Annotated in this window: 17 protein-coding genes; 9 read left to right on the top strand and 8 right to left on the bottom strand. The window is 64.6% G+C overall.

Annotated elements, in window-relative coordinates:
* Nucleotides 1-157 precede the first annotated feature (157 nt).
* Nucleotides 158-784 carry a thermonuclease family protein gene (locus KYK29_RS04345; protein ID WP_254689608.1) on the top strand — a complete coding sequence of 209 codons (627 nt, stop codon included), beginning with the start codon at nucleotides 158-160 and terminating at the stop codon, nucleotides 782-784.
* Nucleotides 785-903: 119 nt separating this feature from the next.
* Nucleotides 904-1065 (top strand): hypothetical protein, encoded by a 162-nt coding sequence (locus KYK29_RS04340; protein WP_254689607.1) that lies wholly within the window; start codon nucleotides 904-906, stop codon nucleotides 1063-1065.
* A 101-nt stretch (nucleotides 1066-1166) separates the two neighbouring features.
* Here the strand turns inward: KYK29_RS04340 and KYK29_RS04335 are convergent, their stop codons facing one another.
* Entirely contained in the window at nucleotides 1167-2006 is an 840-nt protein-coding gene (locus KYK29_RS04335; protein ID WP_254689606.1) for a fumarylacetoacetate hydrolase family protein, read from the bottom strand.
* A 129-nt stretch (nucleotides 2007-2135) separates the two neighbouring features.
* Between KYK29_RS04335 and KYK29_RS04330 the strand changes: the two genes are divergently transcribed.
* On the top strand, nucleotides 2136-2810 hold the full coding sequence (locus KYK29_RS04330; protein WP_254689605.1) for a GntR family transcriptional regulator: 675 nt from the start codon (nucleotides 2136-2138) through the stop codon (nucleotides 2808-2810).
* A gap of 53 nt (nucleotides 2811-2863) precedes the next feature.
* Here KYK29_RS04330 and KYK29_RS04325 read toward each other — a convergent pair whose 3' ends face one another.
* Nucleotides 2864-4294 carry an efflux transporter outer membrane subunit gene (locus KYK29_RS04325; RefSeq protein ID WP_254689604.1) on the bottom strand — a complete coding sequence of 477 codons (1431 nt, stop codon included), beginning with the start codon at nucleotides 4292-4294 and terminating at the stop codon, nucleotides 2864-2866.
* Between KYK29_RS04325 and KYK29_RS04320 the strand changes: the two genes are divergently transcribed.
* From KYK29_RS04320 to KYK29_RS04310, 3 genes are all read left to right on the top strand, one after another.
* On the top strand, nucleotides 4293-4460 hold the full coding sequence (locus KYK29_RS04320; RefSeq protein WP_254689603.1) for a hypothetical protein: 168 nt from the start codon (nucleotides 4293-4295) through the stop codon (nucleotides 4458-4460). The two genes, KYK29_RS04325 and KYK29_RS04320, sit on opposite strands and share 2 nt — an antisense overlap.
* Nucleotides 4461-4942: 482 nt before the next feature.
* A complete protein-coding gene (locus KYK29_RS04315) occupies nucleotides 4943-5155 on the top strand; it encodes a hypothetical protein (RefSeq protein ID WP_254689602.1) in 213 nt (70 codons plus the stop codon).
* A 146-nt stretch (nucleotides 5156-5301) separates the two neighbouring features.
* Complete coding sequence (locus tag KYK29_RS04310; protein WP_254689601.1) at nucleotides 5302-6858, top strand: VOC family protein; 1557 nt, start codon at nucleotides 5302-5304, stop codon at nucleotides 6856-6858.
* Here KYK29_RS04310 and KYK29_RS04305 read toward each other — a convergent pair.
* The 3 genes from KYK29_RS04305 to KYK29_RS04295 all read right to left on the bottom strand — a co-directional run bounded on the left by KYK29_RS04305 (nucleotide 6836) and on the right by KYK29_RS04295 (nucleotide 9672).
* Nucleotides 6836-7858, bottom strand: coding sequence for a helix-turn-helix domain-containing protein (locus tag KYK29_RS04305; RefSeq protein ID WP_254689600.1), 1023 nt, complete (start codon nucleotides 7856-7858; stop codon nucleotides 6836-6838). The two genes, KYK29_RS04310 and KYK29_RS04305, sit on opposite strands and share 23 nt — an antisense overlap.
* Nucleotides 7859-8049: 191 nt before the next feature.
* Nucleotides 8050-8631, bottom strand: a complete 582-nt coding sequence (locus tag KYK29_RS04300; protein WP_254689599.1) for an NADPH-dependent FMN reductase — start codon at nucleotides 8629-8631, stop codon at nucleotides 8050-8052.
* An 87-nt stretch (nucleotides 8632-8718) separates the two neighbouring features.
* Entirely contained in the window at nucleotides 8719-9672 is a 954-nt protein-coding gene (locus tag KYK29_RS04295; protein ID WP_254689598.1) for a ring-cleaving dioxygenase, read from the bottom strand.
* 383 nt (nucleotides 9673-10055) lie between these two features.
* On the opposite strand from KYK29_RS04295, the gene KYK29_RS04290 reads away from it, so the two are divergent.
* The 3 genes from KYK29_RS04290 (at nucleotide 10056) to KYK29_RS04280 (ending at nucleotide 16268) form a co-directional block, all read left to right on the top strand.
* Nucleotides 10056-12377, top strand: coding sequence for a methyl-accepting chemotaxis protein (locus KYK29_RS04290; RefSeq protein ID WP_254689597.1), 2322 nt, complete (start codon nucleotides 10056-10058; stop codon nucleotides 12375-12377).
* Between the two features lie 593 nt (nucleotides 12378-12970).
* Nucleotides 12971-14185, top strand: coding sequence for a polysaccharide biosynthesis/export family protein (locus tag KYK29_RS04285; protein WP_254689596.1), 1215 nt, complete (start codon nucleotides 12971-12973; stop codon nucleotides 14183-14185).
* A 61-nt stretch (nucleotides 14186-14246) separates the two neighbouring features.
* On the top strand, nucleotides 14247-16268 hold the full coding sequence (locus KYK29_RS04280; protein ID WP_254689595.1) for a capsule polysaccharide biogenesis protein: 2022 nt from the start codon (nucleotides 14247-14249) through the stop codon (nucleotides 16266-16268).
* A 16-nt stretch (nucleotides 16269-16284) separates the two neighbouring features.
* Here KYK29_RS04280 and KYK29_RS04275 read toward each other — a convergent pair whose 3' ends face one another.
* Genes KYK29_RS04275 through KYK29_RS04265 form a run of 3 tightly spaced genes read right to left on the bottom strand, consistent with a single transcriptional unit; the run spans nucleotide 16285 to nucleotide 19173 of the window.
* Nucleotides 16285-16962, bottom strand: coding sequence for an ABC transporter ATP-binding protein (locus KYK29_RS04275; RefSeq protein WP_254689594.1), 678 nt, complete (start codon nucleotides 16960-16962; stop codon nucleotides 16285-16287).
* Nucleotides 16959-17753: an ABC transporter permease gene (locus tag KYK29_RS04270; protein ID WP_254689593.1), complete on the bottom strand. Its 795-nt coding sequence runs from the start codon at nucleotides 17751-17753 to the stop codon at nucleotides 16959-16961. The genes KYK29_RS04275 and KYK29_RS04270 overlap by 4 nt, the downstream gene beginning before the upstream one ends.
* A gap of 22 nt (nucleotides 17754-17775) precedes the next feature.
* Nucleotides 17776-19173 (bottom strand): KpsE/RkpR family capsule polysaccharide export protein, encoded by a 1398-nt coding sequence (locus KYK29_RS04265; protein WP_254689592.1) that lies wholly within the window; start codon nucleotides 19171-19173, stop codon nucleotides 17776-17778.
* Between the last annotated feature and the right edge of the window lie 23 nt (nucleotides 19174-19196).

Genomic DNA, 19196 nt, shown 5'->3' with positions numbered 1-19196 from the left:
TGGCCAATCCGTGGTCCATACAGGACTTGCCGCGTGATTGCTACCGCTTCGGCGGTCGCGGCCGCATGCCCGCCGTTCCGGTCGCGCTGACGCGGGGTGGCGTTTCGGTAACCATATCTTCAAGAGATCATCGCATTGTCCCGGCCAGGAGAAGACGATGGCGAAAACGGCGGCGAAACGCAGCAGGAAGACGACACGGCGGAAGGCGCGTTCCGGCGCGGGCCGCAGCGGCATGGCCCCCTGGTATCTGCTGGGCGTGGCGATGATCGCCGGGATCGTCTATCTCGACGGGCGCGAGGCGAAGCCGCCGCGTACGGATACCGCCGTGCGCACCGCCTCGATCGAGCGCGGGGCGAAGCCTGCCGAACGCCGGACGGCGGTGTCCGCAGTGCCGGCGGCCCGGCCGCAGGCGCCGGTAGCGGAGAAACTGCCTGCTTTTTCCGGGAAATGGTTCATCTGCACGACGCAGACCGATTATTGCGTGCTTGACGGCAATACCATCCTCTATGCCGGCCGCAAGGTGCGGCTTGCGGATATCGATGCGCCGGCCGTCGCCGATGCGCGTTGCGATGCGGAGCGGCTGCGTGGCGGCGACGCCAAGCTGCGGCTGCGCGAACTTCTCAACGGCGGTCAGGTCACGGTCGCGCCGGGCAGCGGGGATGCGTCGGGCTCCGGGCTGTCGAGGCGGGTCGTTATGCGGGACGGTCAGTCCGTCGGTTCCCATCTGGTGCGCGAGGGACTGGCCCGGCCGTGGACAGGCCGACACCAGTCCTGGTGCAGCTGAGCAGGGCGCAGCCCTATGTCGTCTCGTATAAGCCGCCCTTTCCTGCACAAGCCATGCGCAAGCCAGTGTCCCTAAGTTTCGTGATACCGGGATGATGCCGGATCAGAAGGGACAATGAGATGTCGAACGAAATCGAAAGCTACAGCGATCCGGACAATGCGACGGTCGCTCTTTTCCTCCTCGAAAACGATCCGGATGCGCTGACCGACATTCTCGTCGCCGCGCTCGACGAGGCATTTCGTATTCTCGACGACGAATTCCACGCCGGCAGCGTGCATTGAGGGCATTCGTCCGGGGAACATGATGGTAAAGCCTCAGGCCTCGTCGCTTTGTTCGTGGCCGGACAAGGGGGTGATTGCTCCCGCCTGTCCGGCCTGTCCGTTCAGGCTGCGGCGACGGTCTGGCGCTGGACGCCGAGACCGGCGATGGCCACCTCCATGCGGTCGCCCGCCTTCAGGTAGCGCGGCGGCTTCATGCCCATGCCGACGCCGGGAGGCGTGCCGGTGGTGATGACGTCGCCGGGCTCCAGGATCATGAACTGCGAGATGTAGTGGATCAGGAAGGGCACCTTGAAGACCATGGTGCTCGATGAGCCGTTCTGGACGAGATCGCCGTTGAGCCGCAGCGTCATGGCGAGGTCGGCGGTGTCGACCTCGTCGGTGGTGACGAGCCAGGGGCCGAGTGGACCGAAGGTCGGGCAGCCCTTGCCCTTCATCCACTGGCCGCCGCGCTCGGCCTGGTAGGCGCGTTCGGAAACGTCGTTGCAAATGCAATAGCCCGCCACATAGTCCAGCGCATCGGCCTCTGAGACATAGGAAGCCCGCTCTCCGATGACGAGCGCCAATTCCACTTCCCAGTCGGTCTTTTCGGAGCCGCGCGGGATGAGGACGGTATCGTCGGGGCCGACGATGCAGGAGGGAGCCTTGTTGAACAGCACCGGCTCGCTTGGAACCGCCATGCCGCTTTCAGCGGCGTGGTCGGCGTAATTGAGGCCGACGGCGATGAAGTTGCCGACGTCGCCAACGCAGGCGCCAAGGCGGCTTGCCTCGGGTGCGAGCGGAAGGCTTAGCGGATCGAGCGCGCGCAGCCGCTCCAGTCCGGCACGGGCGAGCACGGTTCCGGCGATATCCGGCACAACGCCCGAAAGGTCGCGAACCTTGCCGTCCGCATCGATCAGGCCGGGCTTTTCCGCGCCGGCCGCGCCAAAGCGCACCAGTTTCATCCTGTTCTCCATGAATGGGGAGCGGCGACCCGCCGGCTCCGGATTTTGATTGCACTTCAGCTTTCATGAGTTTTACATGGAGTCAATGATTTTCGAAAATCCTTATGACTTTGCATGAAGGGTGATGGTATGGAGCAGAAGCGCCCCGGCGGCAGGACCCTTGCGGGCGACGCTTATGAACGGATCCGGCAGCAGATCCGCTCCGGTGCGTTCGGGCCGGGAGAGCGGCTCCGTTTCGCCGACCTGCAAGCGCTGTGCTCTATGAGCGTGACGCCGGTGCGCGAGGCGCTGACACGGCTGACCGCCGAGGGCTTCACGACTCTCGACGATCATCGCGGCTACAGCGTCGCCCGCCTCTCGCTGGCGGAATTGCGCGATATCACGGCGGCGCGCCAGCTCTGTGAGGGAGAGGCCTTTCGTCTGTCGGTGCTGAACGGGGATGCGGAATGGGAGGGCCGGGTGCTGGCGAGCCACCATCTGCTCACCCGTATTCCCCAGGCGCGCGACGACATTCCATCCGCCATGCGTGAGGATTGGGAGGAGCGGCACGCAGCGTTCCATGCGGCTCTGATCTCGGCTTGCGGATCGCCGACCCTGCTGGAGATCTGCCGCAACCTCTTCAGGCGGGCCGACCGGTATCGCCGCATGTCGGTCAGCCTCGACGGCGCGGCGCGGGATGTGGCCGGCGAGCACCGGACGCTGATGGACCTGGCGCTTTCGCGCGATGCGGAAAGAGCCGCAAGCGCCTTGAAGGAGCACTACGGCCGCACTGCTGCGGCGCTGGAAATCTTTTTCGAGAGCTGAGGTCGTTTCCGATCCGCCGGCCCGCCTGATGCGGGCCGACCGGCACGCCGGTGTTACCGGCTCGCCACCACCGGCGTGCCGATGGAAGAGCCGCCGCCGATCGCCACATTGAGGGAGACATAGTCGTTGGCGAGCTGGCGGATGGCTGCGGCCAGCGAAAGGCGGGCGGTCGCCACATTGCGCTCGGCATCGAGCACGTCGAGAATGGTGCTCGCGCCGCCGCGATAGCTTTCGCGGGCGAGGTCCAGGGTCTGCTCGTAGGACTGCACGACCTTGCGCAGGGCGGCGACGGTGCGGGCGTCGCGGTTCAGCGCGATCTGTGCGGTCTCGACTTCTTCCACGGCCTGAAGCACGGTCTGCTTCCAGGTGAGATACTGCTGCTCCGCCTGCGAGCGGGCGATCTTGACCTGCGCCTGCAATGCGCCGCCGTTGAAGATCGGCAGCACCAGAGACGGGCCGAAGGACCAGCTCGTCAGGTTGCCGGTCGCCGCCCGCGTGAAGTTGCGCGTCGCCCCGATCGAGCCGCCAAGCTCGATGCTCGGGTAGAGATCGGCCTCGGCCACGCCGATGGAGGCGGTCGCCGCTTGCAGGCGACGCTCGGCGGCGCGGATGTCCGGGCGATTGCGGATGAGATCGGCGGGCAGGCCGGCCTGGGCCGCATTGCGGGGCATCGGCTGGGGCGAACCCTTGGTCAGGCTGGCGGTGATCGTGCTGGCCGGAACGCCGAGCAGGGTGGCGATATGGTTGGCCGCCTGATGGAAGCCGGTTTCCAGACCGGGCAGGTCGGCCAGCGTCTGGTTGACGAGGCCTTCGACCTGAAGCACGTCGAGGCTTGAGGCGGCGCCCGCCGACTTGATCTCGTTGGTGAGGTTCAGCGTCTCGCGCCGTGATTCGAGGTTCTTGCGGCTGAGCGCCAGCGCTTCCTGATAGTAGCGGGCGCTGATGTAGCTCGATACGAGGTCGGATAGATAGGCGAGGCGGGCGACGTTGACGTCGTCATAGGCGGCGTCGAGCGAGGCGTTGGCGGCCTCCTTCGAGCGACGGTACTGGCCGAAGAAATCGAGCAGCCAGGAGGCGCCGAGGCCTGCGTTCATCGACTTCGACGAATTGGTGTTGCTGCCGGTCGGGGATGTGCGCGCCAGATAGCCGCCGTGCTGGCCGCTCGCCGTCGCGTCGGCCGAGGCGTTGAGGCTCGGCAGCGCGCCGGCGCCGGCGATGACGACGTCGGCCTCGGCGGCGGTGATCCGCTCCAGCGCCTGTAGAACGGTCAGGTTCTGGTTCATGCCCTGATGGACGAGATCGTTGAGGCGGCGGTCTCGGAAGGATTCCCACCACGGGCTGAGCGTCACGTCGCCTGCGCTTTTCGCGCTGGCCTCGGAGAATTTCGCCGGCAGCGCGCTATCGGGAGACTTGTAATCGGGGCCTACGACGCAGCCCGACAGGAGGAGCATGCTCAGCGGAAGAAGGGTCGTGGCGAATTTCATGATCTTTCCCTACGGCCATTACGGCGTGCTGGCTGAAATGAGTGATTCACTCTTTATTCATGTTTGGCAGGAAGATCGACCCCGCTCCGTGAAAAAAGAATGGTACCATGGCGAATATCCCCAGCGGGTGTGGCCGGAAAGGCGCGCGGAGGGGCTTGGAGCCTGACGCGGGCTGCGCGCGGAGCGTGTTTTCCGGTCGCTTCCGGATTTCCTCCGGTTGCGTCGCATGTTTTCCGTAAAAAATTCATCCAGGCGACATATTTTTCTGGCAGATGCCCTGTATGCAAACAGTATTCTTGGAATCAGATTGTCCTACAAATAATGCGGTAATTTTTTCCAAGAAAAAGCCGAATCCATTGACAAGCCAGGGAGGTCGGCCTATGTGTTCGAGCAGTCATGTCAGGGTCGTATGCGTATCGTTCGACCCGCCCCCCGGGGAGGCGCTCATTGCACCCTCGGCGCCAACGAAAGGAGCGTTTCATGTATGATCTCGACGACAGCGCTTCCATCTGCGTGGCGTTCTCCTGTCGTGGAACGATTTTGGGAAAAACGCGTTCGGCCCTTCTCCGAATGTAACCCCGTCTCCCTCAATTCGATTCAAACGAACTCTTCGGAAGTGTCTGTGCCAATGGCGCGGCAGGAGCAGTTATGCAAAAGCAGGTTATTGAAATCGGTGGTGAAGCCGTGGGCGTCGTCGTCCCGGACGAGGATCGGCTGAAGTTTCTCGCTGTCAAATATTCGGTCTGGGATCTGGACGCCAAGCGCTTCGCGTCGGCCGACGAGGCGCGTGCTGCGATCCGTCGCCTCCTTGCCGAAACGCCGGCGTCGCGCGTGCCGCCGTCGACGGCCGCCGTCGCATGAATTGCGATTTTCCGACCCGCCGCCGCTTCGGGGGTGGCGGGTCGGAAGCGCCCTCTCCGGTCACTTTTCCTGGACAGTCCATTCACTGAAGGCCGGCTGGCGCGCCCGGGGAAATCCTGATTGTGTGTCTTCCAAAGGAGGCGCCCATGACCAGCGGTATCCATCACATCACGGCCATCACCCGAAAAATCCAGGCGAATGTCGATTTCTACGTCGATTTCCTCGGCCTTGCGCTCGTCAAGCGGACGGCCGGCTTCGAAGACGCAGGCCAGCTTCACCTTTTCTACGGCGATGCCGCCGGCAGTCCCGGATCGCTGATCACCTTTCTCGCATGGGAAGATGGTTCTCCGGGGCGTGCCGGACAGGGGCAGGCGCTTGAGATCGCGCTGGCGATCCGGCCGGAGGCGATCGGCTTCTGGCTGACGCGGGCGATCGGCCGGAACATCGCCGTCGACGGACCGGCGCAGGAATTCGGTGAGCCGGTGCTGCGCCTGAAGGATCCGGACGGCATCATCGTCAAGCTGGTCGGCCAGGCCGGCGTCTGCGCGGCGGCTCCCCGGACGATGGCGGGCATCGGGCCGGACGAGGCGGTGCAGCGCATCCGTGGCGTTACCATGCTTTCGGAAAGACCCGCCGATACGGCGGCCTTCATCACCCGGTATTTCGGCTTTCGGCCGCTCGCCGAGGCGAACGGCATGCTGCGGCTTGCAGGCGCAGCCGGCGACGTGATCGATATTCGCGACGCCGGCGGTTTCTGGTCCGCTGCGCCTGGTACCGGCATCATCGACCATGTGGCGCTGCGGGCGCCGGACACGACCGCTGTGGCGGCGCTGGCCGAACGGCTCGACCGGGAAAATTCCGGCCCGGTCAATATGCACGATCGTGTCTATTTCCATTCGCTCTATGTCCGCGAGCCGGACGGGGCGCTTCTGGAATATGCGACCGACGGACCGGGGATGACGGTTGACGAACCGCTTGAAACGCTGGGACGGCGTCTGTTCGTCCCGGGGCACTTCCAGGCCGATCCGCAGGATATCGTGGCGCGGCTGCCGCAATTTTCCTTGCCAGGAGAAGACAGAATGACCGAACGAGACCTGCCTTTCATCCATCGCCTGCATCGTCCCGACGATCCGGACGGCACCGCCCTGGTGGTGCTGCATGGAACGGGTGGAAACGAGACGAGCCTGTTGCCGCTCGGCGTGCGGATCGCCCCGCGCTCCGTGCTGCTCAGTCCGCGCGGGCGCAGCGTGGAGGAAGGGTATCCGCGCTTCTTCCGCCGCCTCGACGCCGTGACCTTCGATCAGAACGACATTCGCGGCGAGGCGGAGGCCTTTGCAGCCTTCATGGAAGGGGCGAATGCGGCCTATGATCTCGATCCGCGCAAAACGGTGTTTCTCGGCTATTCGAACGGGGCGAACATGCTGGCAGCGGTGATGCTGCTCTATCCGGGGATCGTGCGCAACGCGGTGCTGATGCGCGGCATGAACGTGCTGGAAGAGGTGCCGGACGCCGATCTTGCCGGTGTGAACGTCCTGATGCTGACCGGCGGCAGCGATCCCTATGGTCCCTATGCGGCCAGGCTGGAGACGTTGCTGGCGGCGGCGGGCGCGAATGTGGAGAACCGGCTGCTGCCGGCCGGCCACGATATCGGTGTCGCCGATTTCGAAGCCGCCCGGGACTTCAAGCAGCGCCTCGTGGGGTGACGCCGGCCTCTTCGGCTGGCCGGGCGCGCATGACGCTCGGTGTGATGCCGAAACGGCGACGGAACGCGCGGTTGAAATAGGACAGGTCGCCGAAGCCCGATGCGTAGGCGATCGAGGCGATCGTGCGCAGGGCCTGATCCGGCCGGAGCAGCAGCCGGCGCGATCGCTCCAGTCGCAAACCGAGGACGAAGTCGGAAAACGTCGTCTCCTCTTCGTGGAGCAGCTTGCGGATGTAGCGCGGCGAAATGCCGTGGCGCGTGGCAAGCGTGTCGATGGAAAGTCCCGGCTCGCAAAGATGTCTGCCGATGTCATCCTTGATCGCCCGAAGCCTGGCCGCGCGCACGCCGCCGCGTTCGCCGACAGGGGAGGCGTGATCCGGCGGGGATCCGGTCAGCGCCGCCATCAGATCGCGGATATGGCGGGCGGTGAGACGACCGAGTTCGTCGGAGAGCGGCATCGGCCGGCTTTGCAGCAGCCGCATATAGCCGAGAAGCAGGCCGAGCGTTTCGTCCTGCCGGTGCGCCACGGTCATCGAAAGATCGCGGCCGTTTGCGAGCAGGGGCGCCAATTCGTCGAGCGGGACCGATATGTTGGTAACTTTCGCCCTTTCGCGGGACTGGATGACGCTGGGCTCGTTGCCGCGCAGAAAGATGGCGTCGCCGGCGTCGAGCAGATGTTCGCGGCCGTTCTGGGCGACATGAAGCGGTGTGTCGGCGGTGACGAGAAAGATCATGTCGGCCATGTCGCCGGCGATGAGCCGCGGTGTCCGCGACACCCGGAAGGGCGTGGCCGTCACGGCGGCGAGGGCGGCTCCCGGCAGGACGCGCAATTCGCCTTCGGCGTGAAACGAGGTGCCTTTCACCGGCTCGATGTCAAGGCGCACCATCGTCTGTCCGAAGACTTCGCGCCAGACCGGAAGCCGGTCGCGTGCCGGAAGTGCCGAGGTCGACAGAAACAGCGACGCGGACGATGCCGGTTCCGTTCCATTCGAATTCGCCATGGCGTCTCTCCCCTGCCGCAAGGATGCAGCAGCGCCCGCCGCGCGTCAATTTGGTTCCGCCTGATGCGTCGTGATGGTGTGTGCTCTCGCTTCAGGGACGGCGAGCCGACGATCGGCCGCAGCCACGCCCCATGTTGGGTCTCGAAGAACCGGAGCGCTCGACGCTGCGGATAATCGCCGGGTCCGGACGATCATCCGATCCGGCTTTCGTCCCGGCGTCTGATGTCCGCCACGAAGGCGGCGAAGCCGGCGATGAAATCGGCAAGCCTTCTGCCTGTCGCTTCGTCGACGATAGCGCCGTTTTCGAAGACGGAGCCGGCGCGCGAGACCATCAGCTTGCTGCCGAACCAGGGAACGGTGCCGAGCGTGTGCATGACCGGCAGCCAGGCCTCTTGCGAAAGCAGGGTGCCGAAATTGCCGGGCGAGGCGCCGGTGATGGCGAAGGGTTTGCCGCCGAAGACGCGCGGAATGTCGGCGGCCGGGCGCGACATCCAGTCGATGGCGTTCTTGAAGACGCCGGGCAGCGAATTGTTGTATTCGGGCGTAAAGAGGATGACGCCATCCGCACCGGCGAGGAGATCCTTCAGTCGTGTGACCGCTTCGGGGATGCCGTCTTCCGCCTCGATGTCGGCGTCATAAAGCGGAATGCCGTGGATCGTCGCTTCCACGAGTTCGACGCCTGCCGGCTTCCGCTCGGCGGCGGCCCGCAGCAGCGCGGTGTTGAAGGATGCCTTGCGCAGGCTTCCGGAAATTCCAACCAGTCTGACGGTCATGCTGTGCTCTTGCGTACTTGCGTTGAGGGACGGGGATCGGCCCGGAAACGGGAAGGCCCGGCGGACAGTTTCCCGCCGGGCCGTTTTTCATTCCAGCGGCTTCAGCCGGGCCTCGATCTGCGCGCGGCGCGGCTCCAGGAAGGGCGGGAGCGACAGGCTTTCGCCGAGACTTTCCAGCGGTTCGTCGACCGCGAAGCCGGGGCCGTCGGTGGCGATCTCGAACAGGATGCCGTTCGGCTCGCGGAAATAGAGCGAGCGGAAGTAGAAGCGCTCGACCTCGCCGCTGGACGGCAGGCGGAAGCCGCGCAGCCGCTCGGTCCAGGCGTTGAGCGCTTCGAGGTCCGGCGCGCGGAAGGCGACATGGTGCACCGCGCCCGCGCCCTGATGGGCGACCGGCAGTTCCGGTTCCACCGCGACATGCAGTTCCGCCGCCGGGCCGCCGTCGCCCATGGAAAAGACATGCACCGTTCCGGTGCCTTCCGGCGCGGGATAGGTGGAGGTCTCGGTCATGTTCATGACGTGGACGAGCACGGCCTCGGTATTGCGGATGTCGGGCACGCTGATGGTGATCGGTCCGAGCCCCTTGATCTGGTGTTCGGCCGGAACGGGGCTTCTGTCCCAGGGATGGGACGGCGCATCGCCATCGTCGACGACGAGGCGGAAGCGTTGGCCCTCGCCATCCTCGAAATCAAGGGACGCGCGCCCGCCGATGTCGCGAATTTCGCCTGCCTTCACGTTTTGCGCCGCAAAGCGCGCCTTCCACCAGTCGAGCGTCGTGCTGCTTGCGACGCGCAGGCCGGTGCGCGAGATGCTGTGCGTGCCGCGCTGCTCGTGGCCGACCGGCCAGTCGAAGAACGTCAGGTCCGTGCCGGGCGAGGCGAGGCCGTCGGCGTAAAAGAGATGATAGGCGCTGGTATCGTCCTGATTGACGGTTTTCTTGACGAGGCGCAGGCCGAGGACCTGCGTGTAGAAGCGCAGGTTCTCGCGGGCGTCGGCGGTTATCGCGGTCAGGTGGTGGATGCCGGTGAGTTCAAGGGTCATGGTTGTCTCCTCCGCCGCCGTGGCGGGCTTTCAGGTGGCTGCCCCCATGAAACGAGAGCCTTTGACCCGGAATATCGCTGTTATGCTCTCCCTCCGGTAGGCCCGTTACAGCGAACGGATCGTCTCCATTCACCGAACGATACCACTATATGACCGGTATTTTCGTCAGGTCCCTGAAACAATCGTATCCGCCGACCGGCAATGGCCGGCTGCTGCGCAAGGCACCGCCGCCGACTCTTATCGTTTCATAAACCGCCTTCAATCTATTGTTGTGATCTTGCGAAATGATTTCGTTCCTTTTTGCGCCGCTTGCGCGGCATGCCCCCTTTTATTCATGAAGTGTGCCGGCATCGCTTTCCTTGCCGGTGGTGAGGAGACGTTTCATGTATCCGAAGACTGCGACAGCCCGAAACATGTTCGCCATCGTGGCGACGGGGGTTGCGACGACCGTTGCCACGGCAGGCATGCTGCTGTGGCTTTCCTATCGGGCCGTCGAGGAACGGTCGATGTCCGAAATGGTGACCGCCGCCGAGGCGAGCGCGGCCAAGGTCGAGACCTATTTCATGCAGATGAAGGGCCTGAGCTGGAACATGCGCTCGGCCCTTTACGCCATGACGAGTTCCGGCGAGCCGAGCCGCGAGGCGATGAACCGGTATTTCCTGAAGCTGATGGACGACAATCCCTTCGCGCTCGGTGTCAGCACCGGCTGGGAGCCGAACGCTTTCGACGGACGGGACGCGGATTATGCCGGCACGCCGGGACATGATGCGACCGGCCGCTACATTCCCTATTTCGTCCGCTCCGAAGGCAAGGTCGGCATGGAGGCGCTCGTCGACTACGACACGCCCGGGCCGGGAGACTATTACCAGATTCCGAAGGCGACGGGCAAGGATCTGCTTGCCGAACCCTATTCCTATGTCATCGGCGGCAAGACGGTGCTGATGACGTCCTATATGGTGCCGCTGCTCTATGACGGCGTGTTCCGGGGCGAAACGGGTGTCGACGTCGCGCTCGATTCGCTTGCCGCCGACATGGCCCGGATCCGGCCGCTCGGCGAAGGTTCGGTCGCGCTGATCACCCAGGCCGGCGGGATCGTGACCCATGCGGACGAAAGCCTTCTCGGCAAGTCGTTGAAGGAGGCCGGCCTTGACGCGGCAGCCTGGGAACAGGCGATCGCCAATCCGGAAACCGCCCGCGAGATAACGGATCCGGCCGGTGTCGTACAGGTGGCCGTGGCGGTGCCGGTGCGGCTTCTGCCGGAGACGACCTGGCATATGGTGGTCACCGTGCCCAAGTCCGTTCTCTTCGCCAAGCTCACGTCGCTGGCCCTGACCTCGATTGCCCTGATCGCGCTTGCCGCCGGGCTGCTGGTGGTGATCGGCTGGCTTCTCGCCGCCCGTTTCCGCAAGCGGCTCGATACCGTCATCACCGCGACGAGCGAGATCGCCGGCGGGCGGACGGATGTCGATCTCTCCGAATCCGGCCGGCAGGACGAGATCGGCGAGATGGCGCGGTCGCTGGCCGTGCTGCGGGATGCGACCCTGGCAAAAACCCATCTTGAAAACGAGGCGGAGGAAAGCCGGGCCCTTTCCGAAGAGGAGCGCCGCCAGCGTGCGGAAGAGGCGGCCGAGCGCGAGCACCAGACCCGCATCGCCGTCGATGCGCTGGCCGAGGGGTTGCAGAAGCTTGCCGAAGGCGACGTGACCCATCGCATCGAGACGGTCTTTACGGACACGCTCGATCGTATCCGTCAGGATTTCAACCAGTCGCTGGAGAAATTGCAGGCGACGCTCAGTTCGGTCGGCGTCAATGCGCAGGCGATCGGCGCCGGTACGGCGGAAATCCGCACGGCTTCCGACGATCTCGCCAAGCGCACCGAGCAACAGGCGGCCTCCGTCGAGCAAACCGCCGCGGCGCTGGAGGAAATCACGACGTCGCTGCGTGACGCCTCGCAGCGCGCGGAGGAGGCAGGCCATCTCGTCGAGCGCACCCGTGGGGGCGCCGAGAAATCGGGCGAGGTGGTTCGCCAGGCCGTGACGGCGATGAGCGTGATCGAAAGCTCGTCGCGGGAAATCTCCAATATCATCGGCGTCATCGACGATATCGCCTTCCAGACCAATCTTCTCGCCCTCAACGCGGGTGTCGAGGCGGCGCGGGCCGGCGAGGCCGGCAAGGGTTTTGCCGTCGTGGCGCAGGAAGTGCGTGAACTGGCCCAGCGCTCGGCCAATGCCGCCAAGGAGATCAAGACGCTGATCAACAAGTCCGGCGAGCAGGTTCACGCCGGCGTCACCCTTGTCGGGGAAACCGGCGCCGCGCTTGCGGAAATTGTCCAGCAGGTGCAGGAAATCGACCAGCATGTGGCGGCGATCGTCCGTTCGGCGCGTGAACAGTCGACCGGGCTCAACGAGATCAGCGCCGCGGTGCATTCCATCGACCAGGGCACGCAGCAGAACGCTGCCATGGTCGAGGAGCAGACTGCGGCCAGCCATGCTCTCGCCAAGGAGACCGCTGGCCTGAACGAGCTTCTCGGGCAGTTCCGGCTTGGCTGCGACACGCCGCGCGCCCGTTCTCCGTCGCCGGTCCTGGCACCCGAAGAGGGGCGGCCGCAGGTCTCGGGGGCGCGGGCCCTCGTCGGCCGGCTGGCACGCGCCGTCGGTGGCGGTCAGGCCGCCGCCGCTGTCGATCAGGACTGGCAGGAGTTCTGATCGTCGCTTCCCGTTCGCCGAGCCGGCGGCATGCAATCGCGTGCCGCCGGCCCGGCATGCGCGATGCTTGATTTCCGGGCGATTCCGTTCCGGCTGGCGCGATAATGTGCAGGCGTGCCGCGCACCGGCTCCCGATAAGCCTTGAAATCGATGCCCCGGATTTTCTGGCACGCTTCCTGCTTCCTGACGAATGGTCCAGAGGGGACCGCCGGCGCTTGAAGAGAGCGCCGCGCCGAAACCGCCGGCCGGTGCAGGGGCTCGCTTGAGAAGCCTCACGCCCGCCGGCGGTTTCCGGATCGCCGGCCCCAGAATGCGGGACGTGCGGTTTTTATGCCGCAGTGATGTGGAAAAGAATTGCCGAAAGATTTGATTTTTCAAGCGGCAAGATGCAACGCCTTTTCTTGTCGTAACGAATATGCAAGAGCTTTGCGCAAGAGTGCCGGAGGGATGGCGGGGCAAAACGGATGAAACGAGGCCGAGCGATTGCGACTTGACGGACAGCCGGTTCTGCTGCCTATGCCATGGGCGCCATGGCGGGCAGGGCCGTCGATTCCCGCGTCCGCATGGTCGCGGGCCAAGGGAAATGCATTGTGATGACCGGAATTCAAGGCTCGGGCCATTCGCTCAAGGGATTGAAACGTCTCGCCCGCGTTTTCGCGGCAGGCACGACGCTGCTGCTGGCAGGCTGCATGGTGCCGAGCGACGGACCGCTGACCCATGAGGTCATTTCGGCCGGGGCGGACGGCGGCAGCCGCGCCACCTCCAGGGCGAAGATCGTCTTCGACGTCATCGATATCGACCAGCGGGTCGCCAATGCGGTGAAGGATCATGGTCGCCCGGGCCTCGCCAAGACCTTCGGCTTCGGCGGAGCCAGCGGCACCCCGGTCATCGGCGTCGGCGATGCGTTGCAGGTCACCATTTTCGAAGCCGGGCCGGATGGGCTCTTCTCCACCACCGATCACAAGTCGACGATGATCCCCGTCGTCGTCCAGCCCGACGGACATGGACAGATCCCCTATGTCGGATCGGTGCGTTTCGCCGGGATGACGATCGATTCGGCGCGCGCCACCATCGTCGATGCGCTGAAGGCCAAGGCGGTCGAGCCGGACGTCATCGTGGCGCTGGCCAGCAACGCTTCCCGGACGGTCTCCGTGCTCGGAGATGTCCGCAGCGCCTCGGTCGTGCCGCTCGGCCTCAATCCCGAGCATCTGACGGACGTTCTGGCGCATGCGGGCGGGCCGGTAAAGCCGCCCTATGACACCTATGTCACGCTGAAGCGAGGCGGCCGTTCGGCCTCGGTGCTGCTCCAGTCGGTAATCGACAATCCGAAGGATGACATCATCATCAAGCCGGACGACCAGCTATACGTCAGCTACGATCCGCAGACCTTCTCGGCGCTGGGCCAGACGAAGAGGAGCGGCAAGATTCCGTTCGAGGCCGCCGACCTCAGCCTCGTGGAGGCTGCGGCGCTTGCCGGCGGCGGCAATGTCGCGACCGCGGATCCGAAAGGCTATTTCGTCTTCCGCTACGAATATGAGAACGTCTATCGCGCCGTCGTCGGAGACGCCCGCTTCCGCGATCTCATCGCCCGCGGCATGGCCCCGGATTCCGAAGGCCGCTATCCGATCGTCTACAGGCTCGATCTGGCCGCCACGCAAAGCTACATCGTGGCTCAGTCCTTCCCCGTCCGCAACAAGGACGTGGTCTATCTGGCGCGTCATATCGCGACGGATCTGTCGAAGTTCCTGAATATCGTCTCGAATACATCCAGTGTCGCCTGGAATGCGACGCGTATCCTCGACCGCTAGGGCGGGATGAGCGCAACGGGAGACCCGTCGTCAGCTGGAGCGGAAGCGATGCGGAATCGGCATGGCGGGCGGTAAGCGGCGAAAAACCTATGCAGTGGTTTCGCAGGGTCTCTGGCGGAAGCGCCAGGATATCGCGACACTGCTTCAGGCGGATATCGTCGCCTGGCCGTTCGGCCGTATCGACGGCTTCATCGGCTGGGGCCGGCGTCCCTCGGCCGGCCGCGCGCTCAGGCTTGCCGCCCGCAACGACAAGCAGGCGATTATCCTCGAAGACGGTTTCCTCAAGGGTTTTGCGCCCGGTGATGACGAACCGGCGCATTCCTATGTCATCGACGGTCCGGGCATCTATTTCGACGCAGGCTCGCCCAACCGGCTGGAGCAGCTTCTGGCCCGGCCTGTGGAGACGGAGGCCGAACTGGCGCGGGCGCGGGGCCTGATCGAACTTCTGCGGCGCGAGCGGCTTTCCAAATATAACAACAGCCCGCCCGTCTCCTTGAAAGAGGCCGGCCTTCACGCCGGCCGATCCTTCGTGCTGCTCATCGATCAGGTCGTGGGCGATGCGTCGCTGGCCGGCGCCGGCGCCGGGCCGGCCACGGTCCGCGATATGCTGCTTCATGCGGCGGAGACCTATCCGGGCCGGCGTCTGGTCGTCCGCAGCCACCCGGCGGCCGGCTCCCGGAGCCTGCTTCGTCAAGCTGCCGCCGAACTCAAGCTCGATATCGTCATCCCGCCGCGCATGAACCCCTGGCCGCTGCTCGAGGCGGCGGACGGCGTCTATACGGTATCGAGCCAGCTCGGCTTCGAGGCGCTGATGGCCGGGCGCATCGTCCACTGTTTCGGCACGACCTACTACAGCGGCCGCGGCCTGACCGTCGACCATGCCGCCGTTCCCGCCGGTCGCCGGCCGGCCTCGCTCGAACAGGTCTTTCATGCGGCCTATATCGATTATTCGCGCTATCTCGACCTGCACAGCAGAACGGAATGCCGGATGGAGCGCGCGGTCGAGCAGGCGCTTGCGGTGCGCGACCAGCGGCAGCGGCTCACGCGGCCGGTGTTCACCGCCGGCCTTTCCGGCTGGAAGCGGCGGGCGCTTTCCCCCTTCCTCAAGGGGCTGGGCGGGGATCCGGTGCATTTCCGCTCGCCAGGACGCGCCTTCCGGGCTGCGATCCGCAAGGACGGGGCCGTGGCCGTCTGGGGATCCGACGCGCCTCTTCCGGAAGGCGTGGCGACATTACGCATCGAGGACGGCTTCATCCGCTCGCGAGGCCTCGGGGTCGACCTGACCCCTCCCTCCTCGGTGGCGATCGATCCGGCGGCGCATATCTATTACGATGCCCGGGGCGAAAGCGGGCTGGAGGCCTGTATCGCCCATGGTGTGTTCGACGACGCCATACGCGCGCGCGCCGACCGGCTCACCCGCCTGCTCGTGCAGCGAGGCGTGTCGAAATACAATCTGTCAAGCGGGGCGGATCTGCCCGATGTCGCGGACGGGCGGCTGAAGGTTCTCGTTCCCGGCCAGGTGGAAAAGGATGCGTCGATCCGTTTCGGCTCGCCGGCCGTGCGTTCGAACGCGGCGCTGGTTGCGGCGGTGCGGGATCTCTATCCGGATGCCTTCATCGCTTATAAGGAGCATCCGGACGTGGTTTCGGGGGTCCGGAATGGCGGGCGGACGCCGGTCGAGGCCGATGTGATCGTTCGCTCCGGCGATATCCTGCAATGGATCGCCTGGGCGGACCGGATCGAGACGATGACCTCGCTTTCCGGATTCGAGGCGCTGCTGCGGGGAAAGCCGGTGGGAACGCATGGCGCACCCTTCTATGCCGGCTGGGGATTGACCGACGATCGCCTGGCCATTCCGCGGCGCAGCCGGCGGATCGACCTTCAGACGCTGGTTGCGGCCAGTCTGATCCGTTATCCTTTCTATGTGCATCCGGTGAGCCGGCTGCCCTGCCGTCCGGAAGACCTCGTCGAGGAAATCGCCGTCCTTTCCCCGACGAAGCAGGGAAGGGGCCTTGCTTTCGGCGGCCGGATCGCCCGTGCCGTCACGCGATTACAGGCGCGGCGACGGGACCGGAAACTCTGATCGGTCCACGCCGCTGTCAGGCGGGCAACGGCTCCGCTGCAAGGAGCAGTTCCTCATGGACCTCGATTGCTTCCTCGATGTCGTTGTAGAACGTGAGATGGCCGTTGTGGAGAACGCCGCCGATATCGCAGAAGGCGCGCAACAGGCCGGCCGAGTGCGAGACCAGAAGGAGGGTGGCGTTTTCCCGCCGTTCCTCGAAAACGGCCTGGCATTTCTTCTTGAAGGTGGAATCGCCCACCGCGATCACTTCGTCGATGAGATAATATTCGAACTCGATCGCCATGCAGATGCCGAAGGCGAGACGCGCCTTCATGCCGGCGGAATAGGTGCGGACCGGCATATCCATATAGGGGCCAAGCTCGGAGAATTCCGCGACATAGTCGAGAACCTTGCGGCGGTCCTTGCCGTAGATCTCGGCGATGAAGCGGGTGTTCTGGGCGCCGGTCATTTTCCCGTGCACGCCGCCGCGAAAGCCGAGCGGCCAGGAAATATTCCCTTCGCGCAGGATGCGTCCGGAACTCGGCATATCTCCGCCGGAGATGAGGTTCATCAGGGTCGACTTGCCCGCACCGTTCCGGCCAAGGATACCGATGTTCACACCCGGCCGGAACGCGGCGGTGAAGCGGTCGAGGATGACCTTCCTACCGCCGCCGGGTTGCGGGAACGTTTTGCTGACGTTGTCAAAAATGATCATGTTTCGATAATCTTGTGGCGGAACAGGCGCTCGAGCACCAGTCCGACCGTGAGGAGCACCGTGGCGACGGCGAGCAGATAGGTTTTATCGAGAACGGGAATATAGTCCAGATAGGTGGCCGTCCTGAACCATTCGACGCAATGGAGATACGGATTCCAGGAGAGATACCACTGGATATCCGGCGGAAATGATGATGGCATGAAGAATACGCCCGAGGCGAACATCAGCGGCATGTTGAGCATGCCGATAACCATCAAATATCGTGGAACGAGCGCGCCGACCGTTGCATTGAAAACCGCGGTGGCGAAGGCAAAATAGAAGATCGCCAGCAGGCAGGCCGTCAATTCACCGGGATAGACGATAACAGTGCGCTCAAGGGCGGCCGAGAGGCCGGAGATGAACAGCGCGCAGACGACCAGCCAGATCGTCGTTTCTAGAAGGCACGCCGCGATCACGGTATCCAGCGGGCGAACAAGCGGATACGTCAGCAGCGGCTGGTTGGCCGTGATGGCGTTTTCGCCTTTTTTTGCTATGCCGCGGCTCATGCGGAAGCCGAAGATTCCGGCAAGCAGGAAAAGTGCGGCGCTGTCTCCGAAGGTCACCGCCGCGCTCATTGCCGCCCGTATGAGGAGGAAGATGCCGACGTAGATGATGGGCTCCAGCAGGACCCAGACGAAGCCGAGTTTGCTCTCCCCGAAGCGGGCGACGGCGTTACGTACGACGAGGGTCGAAACGATCCGGACGTTTTCGCTGAGCGCGTAACGGAATGACTTTTCGGTGATCACCGTCATTGCAGGGGCCGTTCTCGCAACTTCAGATCGCGTGTTCTCTGATGGAGCGGAAGCCGAAATAGCCGATCACCCAGACACAGAAAGCCGCGAGCAGCACGATGCCGGTATTGAGAAGCGACAGCGGGTAGAGAGCGACTTCCGGCGTCCGGGGCGTCACGTAGACGCCGAAATAGAGTTCCTGCTTGCGCGCCTCCTGAATGGCGGCCTCGAGAGCGGCCAGCGACATCGTATAGGCCTTGGTCGCGAACTCTTCCTCGACGGTAAGCTCCGAGAAGCGGGCGATCATGTCGGGAAGCGCGCTCAAGACGCCGGCGCTGCGCGACGTCTTCTCGCTCGATGCATTCTCCCCGCCGCTGCCGCCGCTCAGCCGGTTGCGCTGCTCGCCAAGCTGGGTTTCCAGCGCAACGATCTGACGTTCGATCACGCGGGCGGATGGCGCGTCGGGATCGAGTGTGTCGAGCAGGGCCTTGTAGCGGGTCCTGAGGCCGGCGAGCTGTTGTTCCAGGCCGGAAATGATCGCCGATTCCATCGAGGCGATGGCGGCCGGGTCGACCGCCTGTTCGGTGCGGCGCAATTCCGTCATCTGGCTGCGCACGTTGCGCAGCCGGTCTTCCGACAGGCTGACCTGTTCGGTGGCGACACCGATGAGCTGCTGCCGCGATTTCTCCGACAGCGAGTTCACCAGATCCTCGGAGACCTTCAGGATGGCGTCGGAAATGGCCCTTGCGTCCGTCGAGGTGAAGGCGAAGACCCGCAGGGTGACGTTGCCGGTCGTCGAGTTGAAACTCACATTGATCATGCTGCGCCAATAGTCGCGGAATTCGTCTAGCGACTTGTCGGCGTCCTCGCGATAAAGAAAGTCGATGTCCGGCTTGGTATAGAGGCTCCGGACGTCGAGACCGACGCGCTCCTTGATGTCGAGCAGGATCTGCGCCGACTGGATATAATCGGCGACCACATAGGAGTCGCTTGCATGGGGGGCGGAGCTGCCGACGATGCTGAGCCCGAGCGCGCTCAGCGAATTCTGCGTCGAGCCGCGCACGGCGAATTGCGATTCCACCATATATTGCGGACTGGCGATGAAAGCGTAGTAGAGGCTGGCCAGAACCGTCGGCACGATCACCACCGCGAGGAAGGACAGCCAGGTCCACGGCAGTCTGTTCCGGGGCTTCGCCAGTTCGGGAAGCTGGAGGATCGCGGTGACATTGTCGACCTTCTCGGTGTTCTGGCGTCGCGTCGGCAGGGAGCCCTCGTCGTCGAGATTCGTCGGCCGGGGCCGTCCTCCGGGCCGCAGCAGCCGGACCTTCTGCCGCTCGGCGCGGCGCATGGCGCGCTCCTTGGCGATATCGAGCAGGTTGCTCGCCTGGGAGGCGAGGGTGTTACCGGTTTGTGAAGCGGCGGGGGTTTTCTCGTCTTGCAAGGAGCTCACTCGATCCGATGAAA

The sequence above is a fragment of the Shinella daejeonensis genome, assembly GCF_024281235.1.
In the GTDB taxonomy this organism is placed as follows: Bacteria; Pseudomonadota; Alphaproteobacteria; order Rhizobiales; family Rhizobiaceae; genus Shinella; species Shinella daejeonensis.
Note: the sequence above shows the minus strand (reverse complement) of the source record. Positions and strands in the feature narration are given on the sequence as shown.